14 protein-coding genes and 1 pseudogene are annotated in these 14,812 nt (G+C 58.6%); all 15 read right to left on the bottom strand.

The genetic code is table 11. The features are described 5' to 3' along the window. Positions 1-10 precede the first annotated feature (10 nt). The 15 genes and pseudogenes from fliE to pseF all read right to left on the bottom strand — a co-directional run bounded on the left by fliE (position 11) and on the right by pseF (position 14,812). Positions 11-337, bottom strand: coding sequence for a flagellar hook-basal body complex protein FliE (fliE, locus tag BM300_RS23905; RefSeq protein WP_003199082.1), 327 nt, complete (start codon positions 335-337; stop codon positions 11-13). 207 nt (positions 338-544) lie between these two features. Next, entirely contained in the window at positions 545-1,939 is a 1,395-nt protein-coding gene (gene fleR, locus BM300_RS23900; RefSeq protein ID WP_092464211.1) for a sigma-54-dependent response regulator transcription factor FleR, read from the bottom strand. Positions 1,940-1,944: 5 nt separating this feature from the next. Beyond that, positions 1,945-3,153: a sensor histidine kinase gene (locus BM300_RS23895; RefSeq protein ID WP_092222859.1), complete on the bottom strand. Its 1,209-nt coding sequence runs from the start codon at positions 3,151-3,153 to the stop codon at positions 1,945-1,947. Between the two features lie 110 nt (positions 3,154-3,263). Further along, on the bottom strand, positions 3,264-4,739 hold the full coding sequence (locus BM300_RS23890) for a sigma-54 dependent transcriptional regulator (RefSeq protein ID WP_003199076.1): 1,476 nt from the start codon (positions 4,737-4,739) through the stop codon (positions 3,264-3,266). A gap of 168 nt (positions 4,740-4,907) precedes the next feature. Next, the gene (locus BM300_RS23885; protein ID WP_092144965.1) at positions 4,908-5,204 is read right to left on the bottom strand and encodes a flagellar protein FliT; all 297 of its coding nucleotides are present in this window, start codon (positions 5,202-5,204) and stop codon (positions 4,908-4,910) included. Between the two features lie 11 nt (positions 5,205-5,215). Continuing rightward, a complete protein-coding gene (fliS, locus tag BM300_RS23880; protein ID WP_092222857.1) occupies positions 5,216-5,611 on the bottom strand; it encodes a flagellar export chaperone FliS in 396 nt (131 codons plus the stop codon). Positions 5,612-5,742: 131 nt separating this feature from the next. Continuing rightward, complete coding sequence (gene fliD / locus BM300_RS23875) at positions 5,743-7,176, bottom strand: flagellar filament capping protein FliD (RefSeq protein ID WP_092222855.1); 1,434 nt, start codon at positions 7,174-7,176, stop codon at positions 5,743-5,745. Positions 7,177-7,258: 82 nt separating this feature from the next. Beyond that, on the bottom strand, positions 7,259-7,624 hold the full coding sequence (locus BM300_RS23870) for a flagellar protein FlaG (RefSeq protein WP_092222853.1): 366 nt from the start codon (positions 7,622-7,624) through the stop codon (positions 7,259-7,261). A 72-nt stretch (positions 7,625-7,696) separates the two neighbouring features. Continuing rightward, positions 7,697-8,548 carry a flagellin domain-containing protein gene (locus tag BM300_RS23865; protein ID WP_092222851.1) on the bottom strand — a complete coding sequence of 284 codons (852 nt, stop codon included), beginning with the start codon at positions 8,546-8,548 and terminating at the stop codon, positions 7,697-7,699. 251 nt (positions 8,549-8,799) lie between these two features. Continuing rightward, positions 8,800-9,069, bottom strand: a complete 270-nt coding sequence (locus BM300_RS23860) for a hypothetical protein (RefSeq protein WP_092222849.1) — start codon at positions 9,067-9,069, stop codon at positions 8,800-8,802. Continuing rightward, positions 9,066-10,358 carry a motility associated factor glycosyltransferase family protein gene (locus tag BM300_RS23855; protein ID WP_092222847.1) on the bottom strand — a complete coding sequence of 431 codons (1,293 nt, stop codon included), beginning with the start codon at positions 10,356-10,358 and terminating at the stop codon, positions 9,066-9,068. The genes BM300_RS23860 and BM300_RS23855 overlap by 4 nt, the downstream gene beginning before the upstream one ends. Positions 10,359-10,441: 83 nt before the next feature. Beyond that, positions 10,442-11,368: a ketoacyl-ACP synthase III gene (locus BM300_RS23850; RefSeq protein WP_092222845.1), complete on the bottom strand. Its 927-nt coding sequence runs from the start codon at positions 11,366-11,368 to the stop codon at positions 10,442-10,444. A 197-nt stretch (positions 11,369-11,565) separates the two neighbouring features. Then, positions 11,566-12,618 carry a pseudaminic acid synthase gene (gene pseI, locus BM300_RS23845; protein WP_092222843.1) on the bottom strand — a complete coding sequence of 351 codons (1,053 nt, stop codon included), beginning with the start codon at positions 12,616-12,618 and terminating at the stop codon, positions 11,566-11,568. Further along, positions 12,611-14,114: pseudogene (gene pseG / locus BM300_RS23840) on the bottom strand (UDP-2,4-diacetamido-2,4,6-trideoxy-beta-L-altropyranose hydrolase). Before pseG ends, pseI begins: the two are co-directional and overlap by 8 nt. Continuing rightward, the gene (gene pseF / locus BM300_RS23835; protein WP_092222841.1) at positions 14,111-14,812 is read right to left on the bottom strand and encodes a pseudaminic acid cytidylyltransferase; all 702 of its coding nucleotides are present in this window, start codon (positions 14,810-14,812) and stop codon (positions 14,111-14,113) included. Before pseF ends, pseG begins: the two are co-directional and overlap by 4 nt.

Genomic DNA, 14,812 nt, shown 5'->3' with positions numbered 1-14,812 from the left:
AATAATTTCCTTAAACCGGCATCTGCATGATGTCTTGGTAGGCTTGAACCAGTTTGTTACGAACCTGGGTCAACGCCTGAAACGAGACACTGGCTTTCTGCGAGGAGATCATTACGTCCGTCAGGTCGACGCCACTTTTGCCAATCTCGAAAGCACTGGCCAACTGGTTCGATGCCTGCTGGGTATCGTTCACTTTATTGACGGCCTGACCGAGCATGTCGGAAAAGCTGCTGCCACCCACCTGGGGGACCGCGACCGATTTAGGCTGGGCCATGGCGTCCATTTGCATGGCCCGCATGTCCAACATCAACCGATTAAATTCAATACCTTGGCTCATGGTCTACTCTCTCTGGCGGCCCGCATTTTTTTGACACTTACTCAGCGGGTATTCAGGTATTAGCAACAAGGGTGCCAGCTCCATGGCCGAAAGAAACAAATGCGCGCCCCTCTGTGGGAGCGAGCTTGCTCGCGATGACTTAGTCACATCTAACATCAATCTGACTGACCGACCGCTATCGCGAGCAAGCTCGCTCCCACAAGGATTTCAACTGGCGAAGAGGTAGGCCTCGACGTCCATGCCGGCGTCACGCATCTGCGCCAACTTGTAGCGCAGGGTACGCGGGCTGATCCCCAGGCGCTCGGCGGCTTCCTTGCGACGACCACGCTCGGCACGCAGGGTGTCGATGATCATCTGGAATTCACGGCGACGCAGGTCGTCTCCCAAGGCGCCAGCCGACTCACCGTCCACCTCCATCGGAGGGACGAGTGTCGGCGTCGACGGGGGCGACAATGCAGGCAACGGCGCACAGGCCACCGGCCCGGTCAGGCAGAAATCTTCCGGCTGGATCAAACCGCCCTGCTGCAGGATCAGGGCCCTCTGGATGGCGTTATCCAGTTCTCGCACGTTGCCGGGCCAGGGGTAGGCAATCAGGAACGCCTGGGCCTGGGGCGACAGCCGGGCCGCCGCATGCTTCATTTTGTTGACGTGCTTGGCCAGCAAGCGCTCGGCCAGCGGGAGAATATCGGCCGTGCGCTCGCGCAAGGGACGCCAGGCCAGCGGGAATACCGACAAGCGATAGTAAAGGTCTTCACGGAAACGCCCCGCCGCCACTTCGCCGGCCAGGTCGCGGTTGGTAGTCGCCACCACGCGGATGTCCAGACTGATGGGCTTGCGCGCGCCGACCCGCTCCACTTCCCGCTCTTGCAGCACCCGCAACAACTTGGCCTGCAGGCCCATGGGCATTTCGGAAATTTCATCGAGCAGGATCGTGCCACCGTCAGCCTGTTCGAACTTGCCAGCCTGGGCTGCAATGGCGCCAGTGAACGAACCCTTCTCGTGACCGAACAGCGTGGCCTCGAGCATATTGTCGGGAATCGCCGCACAGTTGATGGCAATGAACGGTTCGTTGGCGCGGCGCGATTGCTGGTGGATGTAGCGCGCCAGCACCTCTTTGCCGGTGCCGGACTCGCCGGAAATCAATACGGTCGAATCGCTGCGAGCGACCCGTGCCGCCAACTCCAGCAATTGCGCACTGGCCGGCTCGAGCGCCACCGGCCCCTCGCCTTCGATGACGGGACTGCCCAGGGCATGACGAGCCACCAGGTCCAGCAATGCCTTGGGTTCGAACGGCTTGACCAGATAGTCCGCAGCGCCTTGGCGCATGGCATCCACCGCGCGCTCGACAGCACCGTGGGCGGTCATCAGCAATACCGGCAGCTGCGGCTGGCGGGCACGCAACAGGCCAAGCAATTGATGGCCGTCCATGCCCGGCATATTGACGTCACTGACCACCAGGCTGAATGCTTCGCGCCCCACGGCCAGCAGCGCTTCTTCCGCCGAACCGACAGCGGCGTAGTCGTGCCCGGCCAGCACCAGCGTATCGGCCAGCGCTTCGCGCAGGGCCCGGTCATCCTCAACCAGTAACACCTTGATCGCCATTGCTTTCACTCCACCCCTGGCGCATTGGAAAACAGCGGCAAGCACACCGTCGCACAGGTGCCACGGCCCAGCCGCGAGCGCAGTTGCAATTCTCCCTGATGGGCACGCGCCACAGCCTTGACCACGGTCAGGCCCAGGCCGGTGCCAGTGGTCTTGGTGGTGAAGAATGGCTCGCCCAAGCGCGCCAGCACGACCGGCTCGATACCACTGCCGTTGTCGCTGACACACAGGCGCAAGGTGTGATCGCGTGTATATAAGTGCACTTTCAGCCGGACGTCGCCGCCGCTGGCCTGGATCGCGTTTTCAATGAGGTTCAACACCGCGCCCACCAACGTGTCGCGGTTACACAACACTTCGCCGACGTGACTGTCGCACTGCCAGCGGATCGGCAGCTCCTGTACATGGGTCAACGCCGCGGCCTGCAGTGATTGCAGCAAGGCCTTGGGGGTGACACGGTCGGTCAACGGCAACTCGCCGCGAGCGAATACCAGCATGTCCCGCACCTGGTGCTCCAGTTCGTGCAGGCGCTCTTTCAAGCGTCCGGCGAAGCGTTGCTGGGTTTCCATCGGCAATTGCTGTTCAGTCAGATGACTGGCATAGAGCAGCGCGGCAGAAAGCGGCGTACGAATCTGATGGGCCAGCGACGCTACCATCCGCCCCAGGGAAGACAAGCGCTCGTGGCGAGCCAACTGGTCTTGCAGGTGCCGGGTTTCAGTCAAGTCATTGAGTAGCACCAATTGCCCAGGCTCGGCGTCCAGCGAGCGCGTCGAGATGGACAGGCGCCGACCGTCCTTGAGGGAGACCTCATGACCATCGTCGTCCCGGGGCGCAAAGCAGCGGGCGATGACGTGCCGCCACAGCTCGCCTTCCAGGGGCAGGCCGAGCAACTCGCAGGCCGCCGGGTTGGCTTCGCGCACACGGCCGTGGGCGTCGATGACGATCACGCCACCAGGCAACAGGTCGAGGAGATTTTGCAGACGATTGGCCAGGCGCTCCTTTTCCGCCAGCTCCTGCATGCGCTGGGCGCTGACCACGGCCAGCTCACCCTTGAGCTCGGTGACCCGGGCTTCAAGCAGGCTGTAGGAATCCGTCAGTTGGCTGGACATCTGGCTGAACAGCGAAAATGCCTGCTCAAGTCCAAGCCGGCTTGCCTGCTCGGCGGAGGGCATGTGTCCCGGCTCGGGGACAGGAGACATCTGGGCGACTTGGGTCATCGTGCTCTCTCGCTTGGCTGACCGTCAGTTAAACGGAACGTTGCGAGGGCTATAGCAATACCCGTGCCGAAAAAAAACCGCCTGAAAATCAGGCGGTTGGAAAACAGGCGTCAATCATCCGCCTGTTCATCTCCTTCGCGACGGCTCATGCCGTACTTGCGCATCTTCTCCACCAGGGTGGTGCGACGGATGCGCAGGCGTTCTGCGGCGCGGGCCACGATGCCGTTGGCATCGTCCAGCGCCTGCTGGATCAGCCCTTGTTCAAGGCCTCCCAGGTAATCCTTGAGATCCAGGCCTTCGGGCGGCAGCAAGGCATTGGCGGTAAAGTCCGGCGTGTGACCGTTGATGGCCACCCGCTCCTCCAGGTCGCTGCGCAGGCTGTCGACCATTTGCTCGTCTTCGTCGTCGACGTAGCGGAATTTCTTCGGCAGTTCGTTCACGCCAATCACCCCGTACGGGTGCATGATCGCCATGCGCTCCACCAGGTTGGCCAGCTCACGGACGTTACCCGGCCAGCCATGGCGACAGAGGGACATGATCGCCGCCGAGTTGAAGCGGATCGAACCGCGTTTCTCGTGCTCCATGCGCGAGATCAGTTCGTTCATCAGCAACGGGATGTCTTCGACCCGCTCACGCAGCGGCGCCATTTCGATCGGGAAAACGTTAAGACGGTAATAGAGGTCTTCGCGGAAACTGCCAACCTCGATCATGCTCTCGAGGTTCTTGTGCGTAGCGGCAATGATGCGCACATCAACGCTCTGGGTCTTGTTGCTGCCTACGCGCTCGAAGGTGCGCTCCTGCAGGACCCGCAACAGCTTGACCTGCATCGGCAGCGGCATGTCGCCGATTTCATCGAGAAACAGCGTACCGCCGTTGGCCAGTTCGAAACGCCCGGCGCGGCTGGTGATCGCGCCGGTGAAGGCGCCTTTCTCATGGCCGAACAGTTCGCTTTCCAGCAACTCGGCCGGGATCGCGCCACAGTTGACTGGCACGAACGGCGCTTCGCGGCGCTTGGAGTGGTAATGCAGGTTGCGCGCGACCACTTCCTTGCCGGTGCCCGACTCGCCGAGAATCAATACGCTGGCGTCGGTATCGGCGACCTGCTGCATCATCTGGCGCACGTGCTGGATCGCCCGGCTGGTGCCGACGAGGCTACGGAAGAGATTGGGTTCGCGATGCCTGCCACGCTCGCGGGCCTGGTCATACATCTCGCGATAAACCTGCGCGCGATGCAGAGAATCCAGCAGCTTGCTGTAGCTGGGCGGCATTTCGAGCGTGGAAAGTACCCGGCGGCGCTGGTCTTCAGGCAAGTCAAGGGAAGAATTTTCGCCCATTAACAAAACCGGAAGGAACTCATCCCAGGTTGAGAGTGTCTTTAGCAAGCCCAAAAGCGTTGCGGGAGCATTTACGGTCCCGATAAGGACACAGATGACTTCACGACTGGACGACAATGAGCCGACAGCCTGCTGCCAGTCATGGCTTCCGCAGGGTAAATTTTCTTCACCAAGAAAATTTAGGATCACCGCCAGGTCGCGGCGGCGGACGCTATCGTCATCGATCAGGAGAATTTTGGTTTCACGCCACATGCAATAGCAACTTCCCTAGTCAACCCAATGCCCGAAATTAGGGGCAAGCTAGACGCTTGCAGACTTGTCATGCCTGTAGACGCCTTAAATCTGTAAACAGCTACTAGTTAAGTCAAAAAACCGTGCACAGTCAAATTTATGGCGCAACGGGCTCGGATTAACTGAGCATTAACCGAACAGATGGTAAACCTTTGCGGCGTTCTGTGCTTGATGGATCTGTTGCATCTCGTCGACGATCGCCTGACGCTCTCCCGTCGCAGCCTCCAGCAATTGCCGATAGACCCCTAGCAATTCCTCAAGATTGATCCGCAACGCCGCCTCGTCCACCTGAGGCTCACCCAGGACGTCTTCCATGCAGGAACGGCACGCCAGGTCCAACTGACCGATGGCCTCCCAGTTACGCGCTGCCAAAGCATCGACCAGGGCGTCACGGGTTTGTTCTATTCGCTGCAAGACAAGACTCATGAGCGTACTCCTTAGAATTGCGGACCAGGTGGCGCAATGCCGTCCCAGCCTTCCTTGACCGTGCGAAGCAGATCGGCGACTTCGTCGAGGATCTTCGGATCGGTCTTGGCATTGGCTTCGGCCAGGCGCTTCATCATGTAGGTGTAGAGAGCATCCAGTTCGGCTACCGACTCAGCCTGGTTCTCCAGGTCCAGGCCTTCACGCAAGCCGCCAACGATACCGATAGCCTTGCTGATCAGTACGCCTTTGTTGGCAATATCCTTGCGTTCCATCGCACCCTTGGCCTGGGCGATACGGTCCAACCCGCCCTCCATGAGCATCTGCACGAGACGATGGGGACTTGCTTCGGAGGTTTGCGCCTGGGCGCCAATCTTCTGGTATTGGCGAAGGGCTAACATCGGATTCATGTTCTACCTCATCAAAAAACTTCGGTTCGTATAAACAGCGTATCGACACTGCGTCAAAAAACTTTAGGTCGAAAAGCCGAAAGCCCGGAGCGCTGTCAAATCGCTGCCGGGCTTTTTGCATCGGTCGAAAATCAGCTGTTCTTCTGTTGTGCCGTCAATGCTTCGAACATGGAAGTGATGTTGCTGGCGGTGGCTTTCAGCTTGCCGACCAAGGTATCCATGTCGTTGTACTTTTTGGTCAGCACAGCAGTCAGGGTCTCGATCCGACGGTCCAAGGCCAACTGATCTTCGCCCAATTTCGCCTTGAGGATTTCAAGATTTTTGGAGCGTGCCGTCAGGATGTTATCGACAGGCTTGCCGTTGGAATCTTTTTTGCCAGTCTCAGTGTAAGGCTTGAGCGCGTTCTGCATACGCTCGATCAAACCGTTTTCACCGGTGAACAGCGTCTGGACCTCTCCCCCCAACTGCTTGGTGTTCAAGGCTTCGGTGAATTTCGCGCTGTTGAAATCAAGCGCACCCGTTGTCTGGTTGGTGGTGATACCCAACTGAGACAGTACGGTGAGCTTGTCGCCCGCTCCTGTTTCGGACAAAGGCGCACGAATGGCCGCCAACAGAGAACGCGGCAACGAGTCGCCCGTCAGCGCTGCCGGGACCGAATTACCATTAGCGTCCGTCGAAGGCTTGGTCAACGAGGTGACTGCCTTGGCAATGGCATTATAAGCATCGACGAATTTTTGGATCGAAGCTTTCAGGCCATCGGCGTTGGTGGCGACGGTGACAGTCGTCGGTCCGGAACCGGCGACGAGCAATGTCATATTCAAACCAGAAATAACATTATCCAACTTGTTGGTTGGACTGGTCATCGACAGCCCATCGACCGTAAAAACCGCGTCCTTGGCGAGGCCGATTGATCCCGAAGAGGTTGCACTAGGCGTCCCCATCTCCACGGAGCCGTTGGCAGCCAGGCTGGCAATACCGCTGAGCGAAATATCACTGCCTGCGCCAGTTTTTGTCGATCCCACCACTAAACGGGAACCAAAATTGTCCGTGACGATGTTGGCAGTCAAACCACTGGAAGAATACTTGCTATTGATCGCGTCTCGAACCGACTGCAGCGTCGCGTCGGCCGGAATATCAAGCGTGTAATCCTTACCACTTTGACTAATGGTCAGCGTGCCAGCCTCTACGGCACTGGAAGCGCCACCGGCGAACGCGGCGGTGGCGACTTTTGATGACGTCGCCAACTGAGTGACGTTTACCGCGTAAGTGCCGCTTACCGCCGAGTTGCCGGCCGTCACCGTCAAGGCACTGTTGTTGGCCGACGTGGCAGCAACTCCGGTGAACTGAGGGGTGGTCGTGCTACCCAGGCTTTCAAGCGCGGACTGAAAGGTAGCCAGCAACGACTTCAGGGTGCCGATCCCTGAAATATTGGCCGTGTTGGTTTTGGTGGCGCGGTCGATCTGACCTTGCTTGGCCGCCTTGTCAGAATCAACCAGTGCCTTGACGATAGCAGTGGTATCAAGGCCGGAGCCTAAACCCAAGCCAGGTAGAATTGGACTTGCCATGTGGGACTCCCTTCAGTGTGTCGCCGGTCTTTTGACCCTTACAACGCCCAAAAGAACATAACAACAAAATTCGTGCCGGTTGTCAGGCTTCTGCGCTGAACAACAAGCTGTTTGCATCATTCAAACTATTGGCCAGTTTCAGAACTTCTTCATTCGGGATCTGGCGAATCACTTCACCGGAACCACTGGCGATCACTTTAACGACTACTTTGCCTGAAGGCTCATCGATCGAGAACTCCAGGTTGCGCTTGACCGACTGAACGAACTTCTCGATTTCCTGAACGGCCTTCTTCAGTTTGTCCTGCTCAGCAGCAGCATCCTTAGGGGCTTCTTTGACCGGAGCTACCACCGCAACCTCGGCCCGAGGCTTCTCCACGGGCTTATCGGCCACACTGGGCGCCGGTTTCACCGCCGGATAAGACAAGTTCAGCTTCACGCTCATATCCATGTCCATCACCTCTTGAACGGAAAAAGCGAGAGAGTACGCAAGCGCACTCCCCCGCTAAAACTCATCCAGCTATTACTGAAGCAGCTTCAGTACAGCGGATGGCAACTGGTTGGCCTGGGCCAGAACCGAAGTGGAAGCCTGTTGCAGAGTCTGCTGCTTGGTCAGCTGGGCAGTTTCAGCAGCGAAGTCGGTGTCTTGTACGCGACCCAGTGCAGCGGCGGCGTTTTCGTTGACGTTCTGCAGGTTGGAGATGGTGCTGGTCAGACGGTTTTGTGCAGCACCGAGGTCAGCACGGCTGGCGTTGATGGTTGCCAGAGCGGCATCGATCGCGTCCATTGCAGCAGAGGTGCTGGCTTCGGCGGTGGCGCTGTCGTTACCAGTGATGGTAACAGTTGCAGAATCAACGCTCAGGGTCGCTGCGTCGAAGCCGCTATCGAGGGTCAGGGTGATCTGGTTGGTGGCACCAGTGTTGGAACCGACCTGGAAAGTCATAGTGCCAGCGGAACCGTCGATCAGGTTCTTGCCGTTCAGGTTGGTCGACTCGGCGATACGGGTCAGTTCGTCCGACATCTGAGCAAATTCTTTGTTCAGAGCTTCACGGTCAGCGGTACCGTTGGAGTCGTTTCGTGCCTGGACAGCCAGTTCACGCATACGCTGCAGGATGTTGGTGGATTCCTGCAGAGCACCTTCAGCGGTCTGAGCGATGGAGATACCGTCGTTGGCGTTTTTGATCGCAACAGTCTGACCGCGAATTTGCGAAGTCATACGGGTAGCGATTTGCAGGCCGGCGGCGTCGTCTTTGGCGCTGTTGATTTTCAGGCCGGAAGACAGACGGGTCATCGAAGTGGACAGTGCATCGGAAGCCTTGTTCAGGTTCTTTTGAACGTTCAACGATGTGACGTTGGTGTTTACTGTTAAAGCCATGACGAATTCCTCGTTGGTTGGGTACTGCGGCTTCCGGCCCTGGCAACCGCCGGGTGTGGCCTAGAGAACCTTCGTAATAGTTATCGTCGTAATCGGAACTTGCTTTAGCAGAATTTTCAAAATTTTTGCCATCAGGGTGCCACCCCTCATAAATCAAGGACTTGGCCGCCGTGCAAAGGTAGAAAAATGGCGTCAGGGAAACGCCGCCGATGTCGCTGGAGATGAATGGCAGCGGTGCGGTGGCAAAAAAATCATAACGACTGATCAGCGGTCAGCAGTTGGACCCACTCGTACTCCAGATAATCGGCCAAGGAGATCCAGTTCTGCGCCTGCTGATCACCCAGCATCAAGGCAAGTAGCGTGTTCCATGACGAGGGGACATCGCCCGGCATCGATTCAACCAAGGGCTGAGCCGATTCGATCAACACGACCATTGCCAATCCCGCCTCAATGTCCCTTCCGAGACGAAACAGGCGTGCGCATTCGCGGGCGTCATCAACCACCCCTTGAAGCGGGTTCATTGCACATACTCCGGGTGGAAATCAGTGCCCGCAATCATAGCCCCGTCCCGACTGCTGTTATGGAAACGCACCTGGGGGTTACCGGCAATAAAACGCTCCAGCTCGCAGAGGTAACCGCGGAAGTTGAGCTGGGTCTTGACTCGCCGGCCATACCCATCGAACACCCAATGCCTGGACGCGGCCAACTGCGGTCCCAAGTCACCGTCCCCCCAACCTGCATGAGTCTTGTCATGGGGAAAGGCAAAATCAGCACCGAAGAGCGTGACCTGCGCAGCCCCCATTTTCACCGCCAGATCGACAGCCGGATGAATCACGCTGCCGCCTACATGGAGTTCGGCCCGGCGCAACAGTCCCCGCATCTGAAGGTAGATGGGACTCGAAGAGTAACCGGCGTAACGCGGCCCCTGCCAAGCCCCGATCACCAACGGGTCGGCCATCGGCAGATAGACCAGGGCAATGGCGTCCGTACTTTCGGATGGAAGATGACGCGCCGAGATACGCTGGTCGATGCTGACCACGATATCCGGGGTAATGCCACGATCGATCAACGGTCGGTAAGCAGTATCGACACAAATCAGCAACGGTCGCTCGGTTTGTTTGCTCAGACGACGCAGTTTCTCGAAGTGCTGTTCGAGACTGGGGCCGGTAGCAACGACAAACGCCTCACGCCCGTTCAAGGTGCCGAACAGCTCGGCAACGTCACGATCTTCACGCACAAGACTGAAAGTCGACTGCAAGCGCTCGACAATCTCAGGGGACTGCGGATCGAACGCGCGGTTAGTGAAGTCCAGATGAATTTCACTGATCAACCGATCACGAATCTTGGCGCTGTAATCATCGGCCAGCACCAATTCGGCGGGAAGAGCGAAAAATGGCAGTTGGATTTCCGCCAGATCACCGGCATAGAGCAGCACCACTCTCGGATCGGCAAGCCAAGGAGATTGATCCAGCACCTGCAGCACCAGGGCGAATACCGCACCGTTGAGGACATGCACAAATAACCGTTCAAGTCCGGCCCGCTCCAGCAAGCGATTCTGCAGATCGCCGAGCCCGGTACCATAGACATGCACAATGGAGGCATCTAACGCCACACTGGCGGCTTGCTGGTCCGCCTCGGCGAGACGGTCATGCCGGCTGGTCAGTTGGATACCATTGACGCTCAACGTCGACCCAAGCCCCTCTACCAGATCGACTTGCAATCCACCGACATCCTCCATCGACAAGCGCTCAGCCAAGACTGGCCAACGCTGCTGGATTATTTGGAGATTGCGCTCGAAGAACTCGCTCATGGTGTCTCGCTTTCGCGTCAGGCAAAAAAATAGCGTTCAAGGTTACACCTTGGACGCCATTTTTGTGCCTGGGTTTTATTGGCTCACGGGCGATAGATGATCGCCGAGCCCCATGACAGGCCCACACCGAAACCGCTCAAGGCCACGCGCTTCCAATCGGAATCGAGCACATGCTTCTCCAGCAGCAGTGGAATGCTCGACGACACGGTGTTGCCGGTCTCGACCATGTCCTTGATGAACTTCTCCGGCTCGCCTTCGAAGCGCCGCGCCACGGCATCGACAATCGCCGCGCTGCCCTGGTGAATGCAAAACGCATCGATATCACTGGGCTGCAGGTTGGATTCGGACAGTAGCTCATGCAAATGAGCCGGCACCTTGAGCAACGCAAAGTTGAACACCTGGCGACCGTTCATGAAGAACACACCGTCGCTGACCTTGAGGTGCGGCGCACCGGAACCGTCAGTGCCAAACTTGGCCTTGCCCAGTTGCCACGGCGCATCTTCACCCATCCAGGTGGCGGTGGCGGCGTCGCCAAACAGCATCGTGGTGTTGCGGTCTTCCGGGTCGACGATCTTCGAATACGGGTCGGCGGTCACCAGCAAGCCATTCTTCAGGCCAGCGGCCTCCATGAAGCCCTTGATGGCGTAGATGCCATAGACATAACCCGAGCAACCCAGGGAAATATCGAACGCCGCCACCGTAGTGGGCAGGCCGAGCTTGTCCTGGACGATGGCGGCCGTGTGCGGCAAGCCTTCTTCATCGCCGTTCTGCGTAACGACGATCAGCACGTCGATGGATTCGCGTTTCAGGCCGGGATTGTTGGCAAACAGCGCATTGGCCGCTTCTACACACAGGTCCGAGGTTTCCTGCCCGTCATCCTTGCGTGGCAAGAAGGCCGAACCAATCTTGCCAAGGATGAATTCTTCATCCTTCTCAAATTTTGCACCTTGTGCGTAATTGTCCACGCCGGCTACAGGAACGTAGCTCGCAATGCTTTTTATGCCAATCATTACGGCTTCCCAATCAAAAACAGCCCAATACCACCGCTCGCAAGGAATCGAGGGGCGCCGACAAGCGGGAAGTGTAAAGGGCTATCACTGGTCCTGATAAGGGCCAGGCGCCATCTTCCCGGTCAATACAATACAGTGAAGATGCGCGTTATGACTCGCAGGTCACGCGATTTTGCTGATTAAGCTCGATCATAAAGCTAGTGCACCAGCGACCAGGCCAGAGGTGTACCCCGCGTGATCGCCTGGCGAGCGCGACGGCCCATCAGGGATTCGGCATGTTTGGGCGCCAGCCCCAAGCCCGGGCGAATGGCCCGGACGTTCTGCGGTGTAAACACATCGCCAGGGCTCATGTCCTGCGTTACGTACAACGAACGACGGAAAACCAGCGATTTGCGCTCAGCCTCCGTCACGCCATAATGCACCTGCCCAAGCGCCTGCCAGGCGCGCTCGGTTTCAATCACCAGCGCCGCGAGTTCCGCCGGCTCCAGGGAGAAACTGGCGTCGACTCCGCCAGCGGCGCGGTCAAGGGTGAAATGTTTTTCCACCACAGTCGCCCCCAACGCCACGGCGGCGACAGACACCCCAACGCCCATGGAATGGTCCGACAAGCCCACTTCACAGCCGAACAACTCTCGCAAATGAGCGATGGTGCGCACATTGCTGTTGACTGGCGTGGCCGGATAAGTGCTGGTGCATTTAAGCAGCACCAGATCCTTGCAGCCGGCTTGGCGGGCAGCACGCACGGTGTCGTCGAGCTCGGCGATGCTTGCCATGCCGGTAGAAATAATCAACGGCTTACCGGTGGCAGCGACCCGGCGGATCAGCGGCAAGTCCGTGTTCTCGAAACTGGCGATCTTGTAGGCCGGCACCTCCAGGCTCTCAAGGAAATCCACGGCTGTCTCGTCAAACGGGGTCGAGAACGCCAGCATGCCCAGCGCCTTTGCCCGGGCGAAAATTGGCGCATGCCACTCCCACGGTGTATGAGCCTTTTCGTACAAGTCATAAAGCGAGGTCCCGGCCCACAGGCTGTTGGGGTCCTTGATGAAGAACTCACCTTCGCTCAAATCCAGCGTCATGGTATCGGCGGTGTAGGTCTGCAGTTTCAAGGCGTGGGCACCGGCTCGGGCGGCGGCCTCGACGATCTGCAACGCCACCTCCAAGGACTGGTTATGGTTGCCGCTCATCTCGGCAATGATGAACGGTGGCACCTGCGCCCCGATGCTGCGGTGGCCAATCTTGAAACTACTCATGGGGGTGATCCTTCAATACACGCGTAAACACGCAGGTACCTTGAATAAAACCGGCCTGTCGAAACAGGTTCAGGGATGCTGGGTTGCCGGGTAATATTTGCGCAGTGAGAGTCCGTAGTTGAGGCCAATGGGTGGTGACAAAGGCTTCGCCATGGGCCAGTAGCGCCCTGCCCCAACCAAACCCCAGGCGACTTTCGAACAGATAAATCGACACCAGCGCCTCGCTGCCTTGCAAGTCATACCGTAAGGCGCCCACGGGCCCGTCCGTGGATTCGCCGATCAGTAACAGACGCTGTGCGTTGACCAGGCTTGCTTGTAGCCATTGGCAATGGCGGTCCCAGTCAATGATCGACGTATCCAGCGATACGCGGCGCACGGCCTCGGCGTTACGACCGTCAAAAAGCAGCTGGGCGTCGGCTTGCGTGGCCGGGCGAATCTGGAGCAAGGCACCGGCCAGCGTCGCGGCGACCCTTTTTGCGCCCAAGCCATCGACCAATTGCCGTGAGCGCTGGGCCAAACTACAGCGCATGCCGTGATTGTCCGCAACGAACCCAATGGCCTGGCGCAACTGCTCGACGCTGACCGCTTCCCGAGGACCGAGATACACGTGTGCGCCGAACGTCGCCATCACCTCGCCATTGGCCTGTTGATTGTTCGACACCGCAATGCAAATTGTCGGCAGCCCCATTACGGCGCGTTCCCAACTGGTACCATCACCGGCGCCAATGAACAGGTCGGCCTCGAACATGAGCTGATGAAAGTTACGCACGAAGCTGTGCAACCGCCAGCGCGGCCGACTCGCCACCATCGCCTGCATCTGAGCCCAGGCCGGGTTGTCGGCTCCGGCGACAAAATCGACGTCAAGATTATGAAAATCCACCATCGCCCGCATGGCGTGATGGGTTTGCATCGCTGCATCAAACCCGCCGAAGTTAACCAATACCCTTCTGACCTTGGGTTTTGGCTCAATCGCCCGAGCACAAAACTCATCACGCAACAACGCGTACCGCGGCCCCAGCAGTGTCTGGCAATGCTCCGGCAATAGCCCTGCGTAGGCGGCCCGGGTGCCGGACAGGTTCTGATTGAGCAGTAGATCGACGCTAGGGATGCGTTGCCAGGTCGTCCAGGGCCATGATCCTGGGCGCAAAGCGCCGTGCGGCGGTTTGCCAATGATGATCCAGGCCGTAGTGGTCGACGATGATCCAGTCGAAACCCCGCTGACCGCTCAAGGCCTGTTCCAACGCAGTGATATCCGCCTGCCAGGGCAGCAACGACTCGATCGCCTGTAGCGGATCCTCGTCGGGATAGAGATCCGGCAAGGCAAAGGTTTCGAAGCCTTCGGTTGCCAATGCCTGTAATCGATGCCCTGACAGCAAGCGACAGGCAAACGCGACATGCGCCCCCTGCCCGCGCAACTCGCGAGCCAGCGTCAGGCAGCGAGCAATGTGCCCGCTGCCAATGGTTGGCGAAGCGTCCGCGCGAATCAGTACCCTCATTGCAGCTCCCCGCCTGCTTTCAAGGCCGCGTAGAGATATTCAGCCCGCTTCCAGTCTTCAGGGGTATCAATGTCTTGCACCAGATGGCGGGGCAGGATCACCGGCAAACTCTTGGACGAAAATAGCACGTCCCCCCGTAACCATGCCTCCCGGCGCCCCCAGTAGAATTGGCCGGCGTCCTGAAACGCTTGGGGCAGGTCCTGGGAGCGAGTGTCGCGAAACTGCGGATAGAGCGGGGTCAGCGCGCCCTGCTCATCCAGGGTCAAGGCCCGTTGTACGGGAAAACCAAAACCGGACACTGAAAACGCGAACGACTTGTCAGGGTGCTCGCGCAGCAACTCAAATCCCTCACGCAGGAAACGCATCTGCAACAGCGGCGCGGTGCCATAGATACAACAGGCAAAATCGAACGACTGCTCGCGCAACTCGCCCACCGCATGGGCGATCACCGCTGCCGTCCCGGTGAAATCATCAGCCAGCGCGGACGGACGCATAAACGGTACCCTCGCGCCGTGAACCTGCGCCAGCTCGGCGATTTCTTCGTCGTCGGTGCTGACGATCACCTCATCGAACAGCCGCGACGCCAGGGCCGTGCGAATCGAGTGGACAATAATGGGTACGTCAGCGAACAGCTTCAGGTTCTTGCGCGCAATCCGCTTGCTGCCGCCCCGGGCGGGAATGATCGCGATGGCGTTCAC

The sequence above is a fragment of the Pseudomonas sp. NFACC46-3 genome, from assembly GCF_900114515.1.
In the GTDB taxonomy this organism is placed as follows: Bacteria; Pseudomonadota; Gammaproteobacteria; order Pseudomonadales; family Pseudomonadaceae; genus Aquipseudomonas; species Aquipseudomonas fluorescens_Q.
Note: the sequence above shows the minus strand (reverse complement) of the source record. Positions and strands in the feature narration are given on the sequence as shown.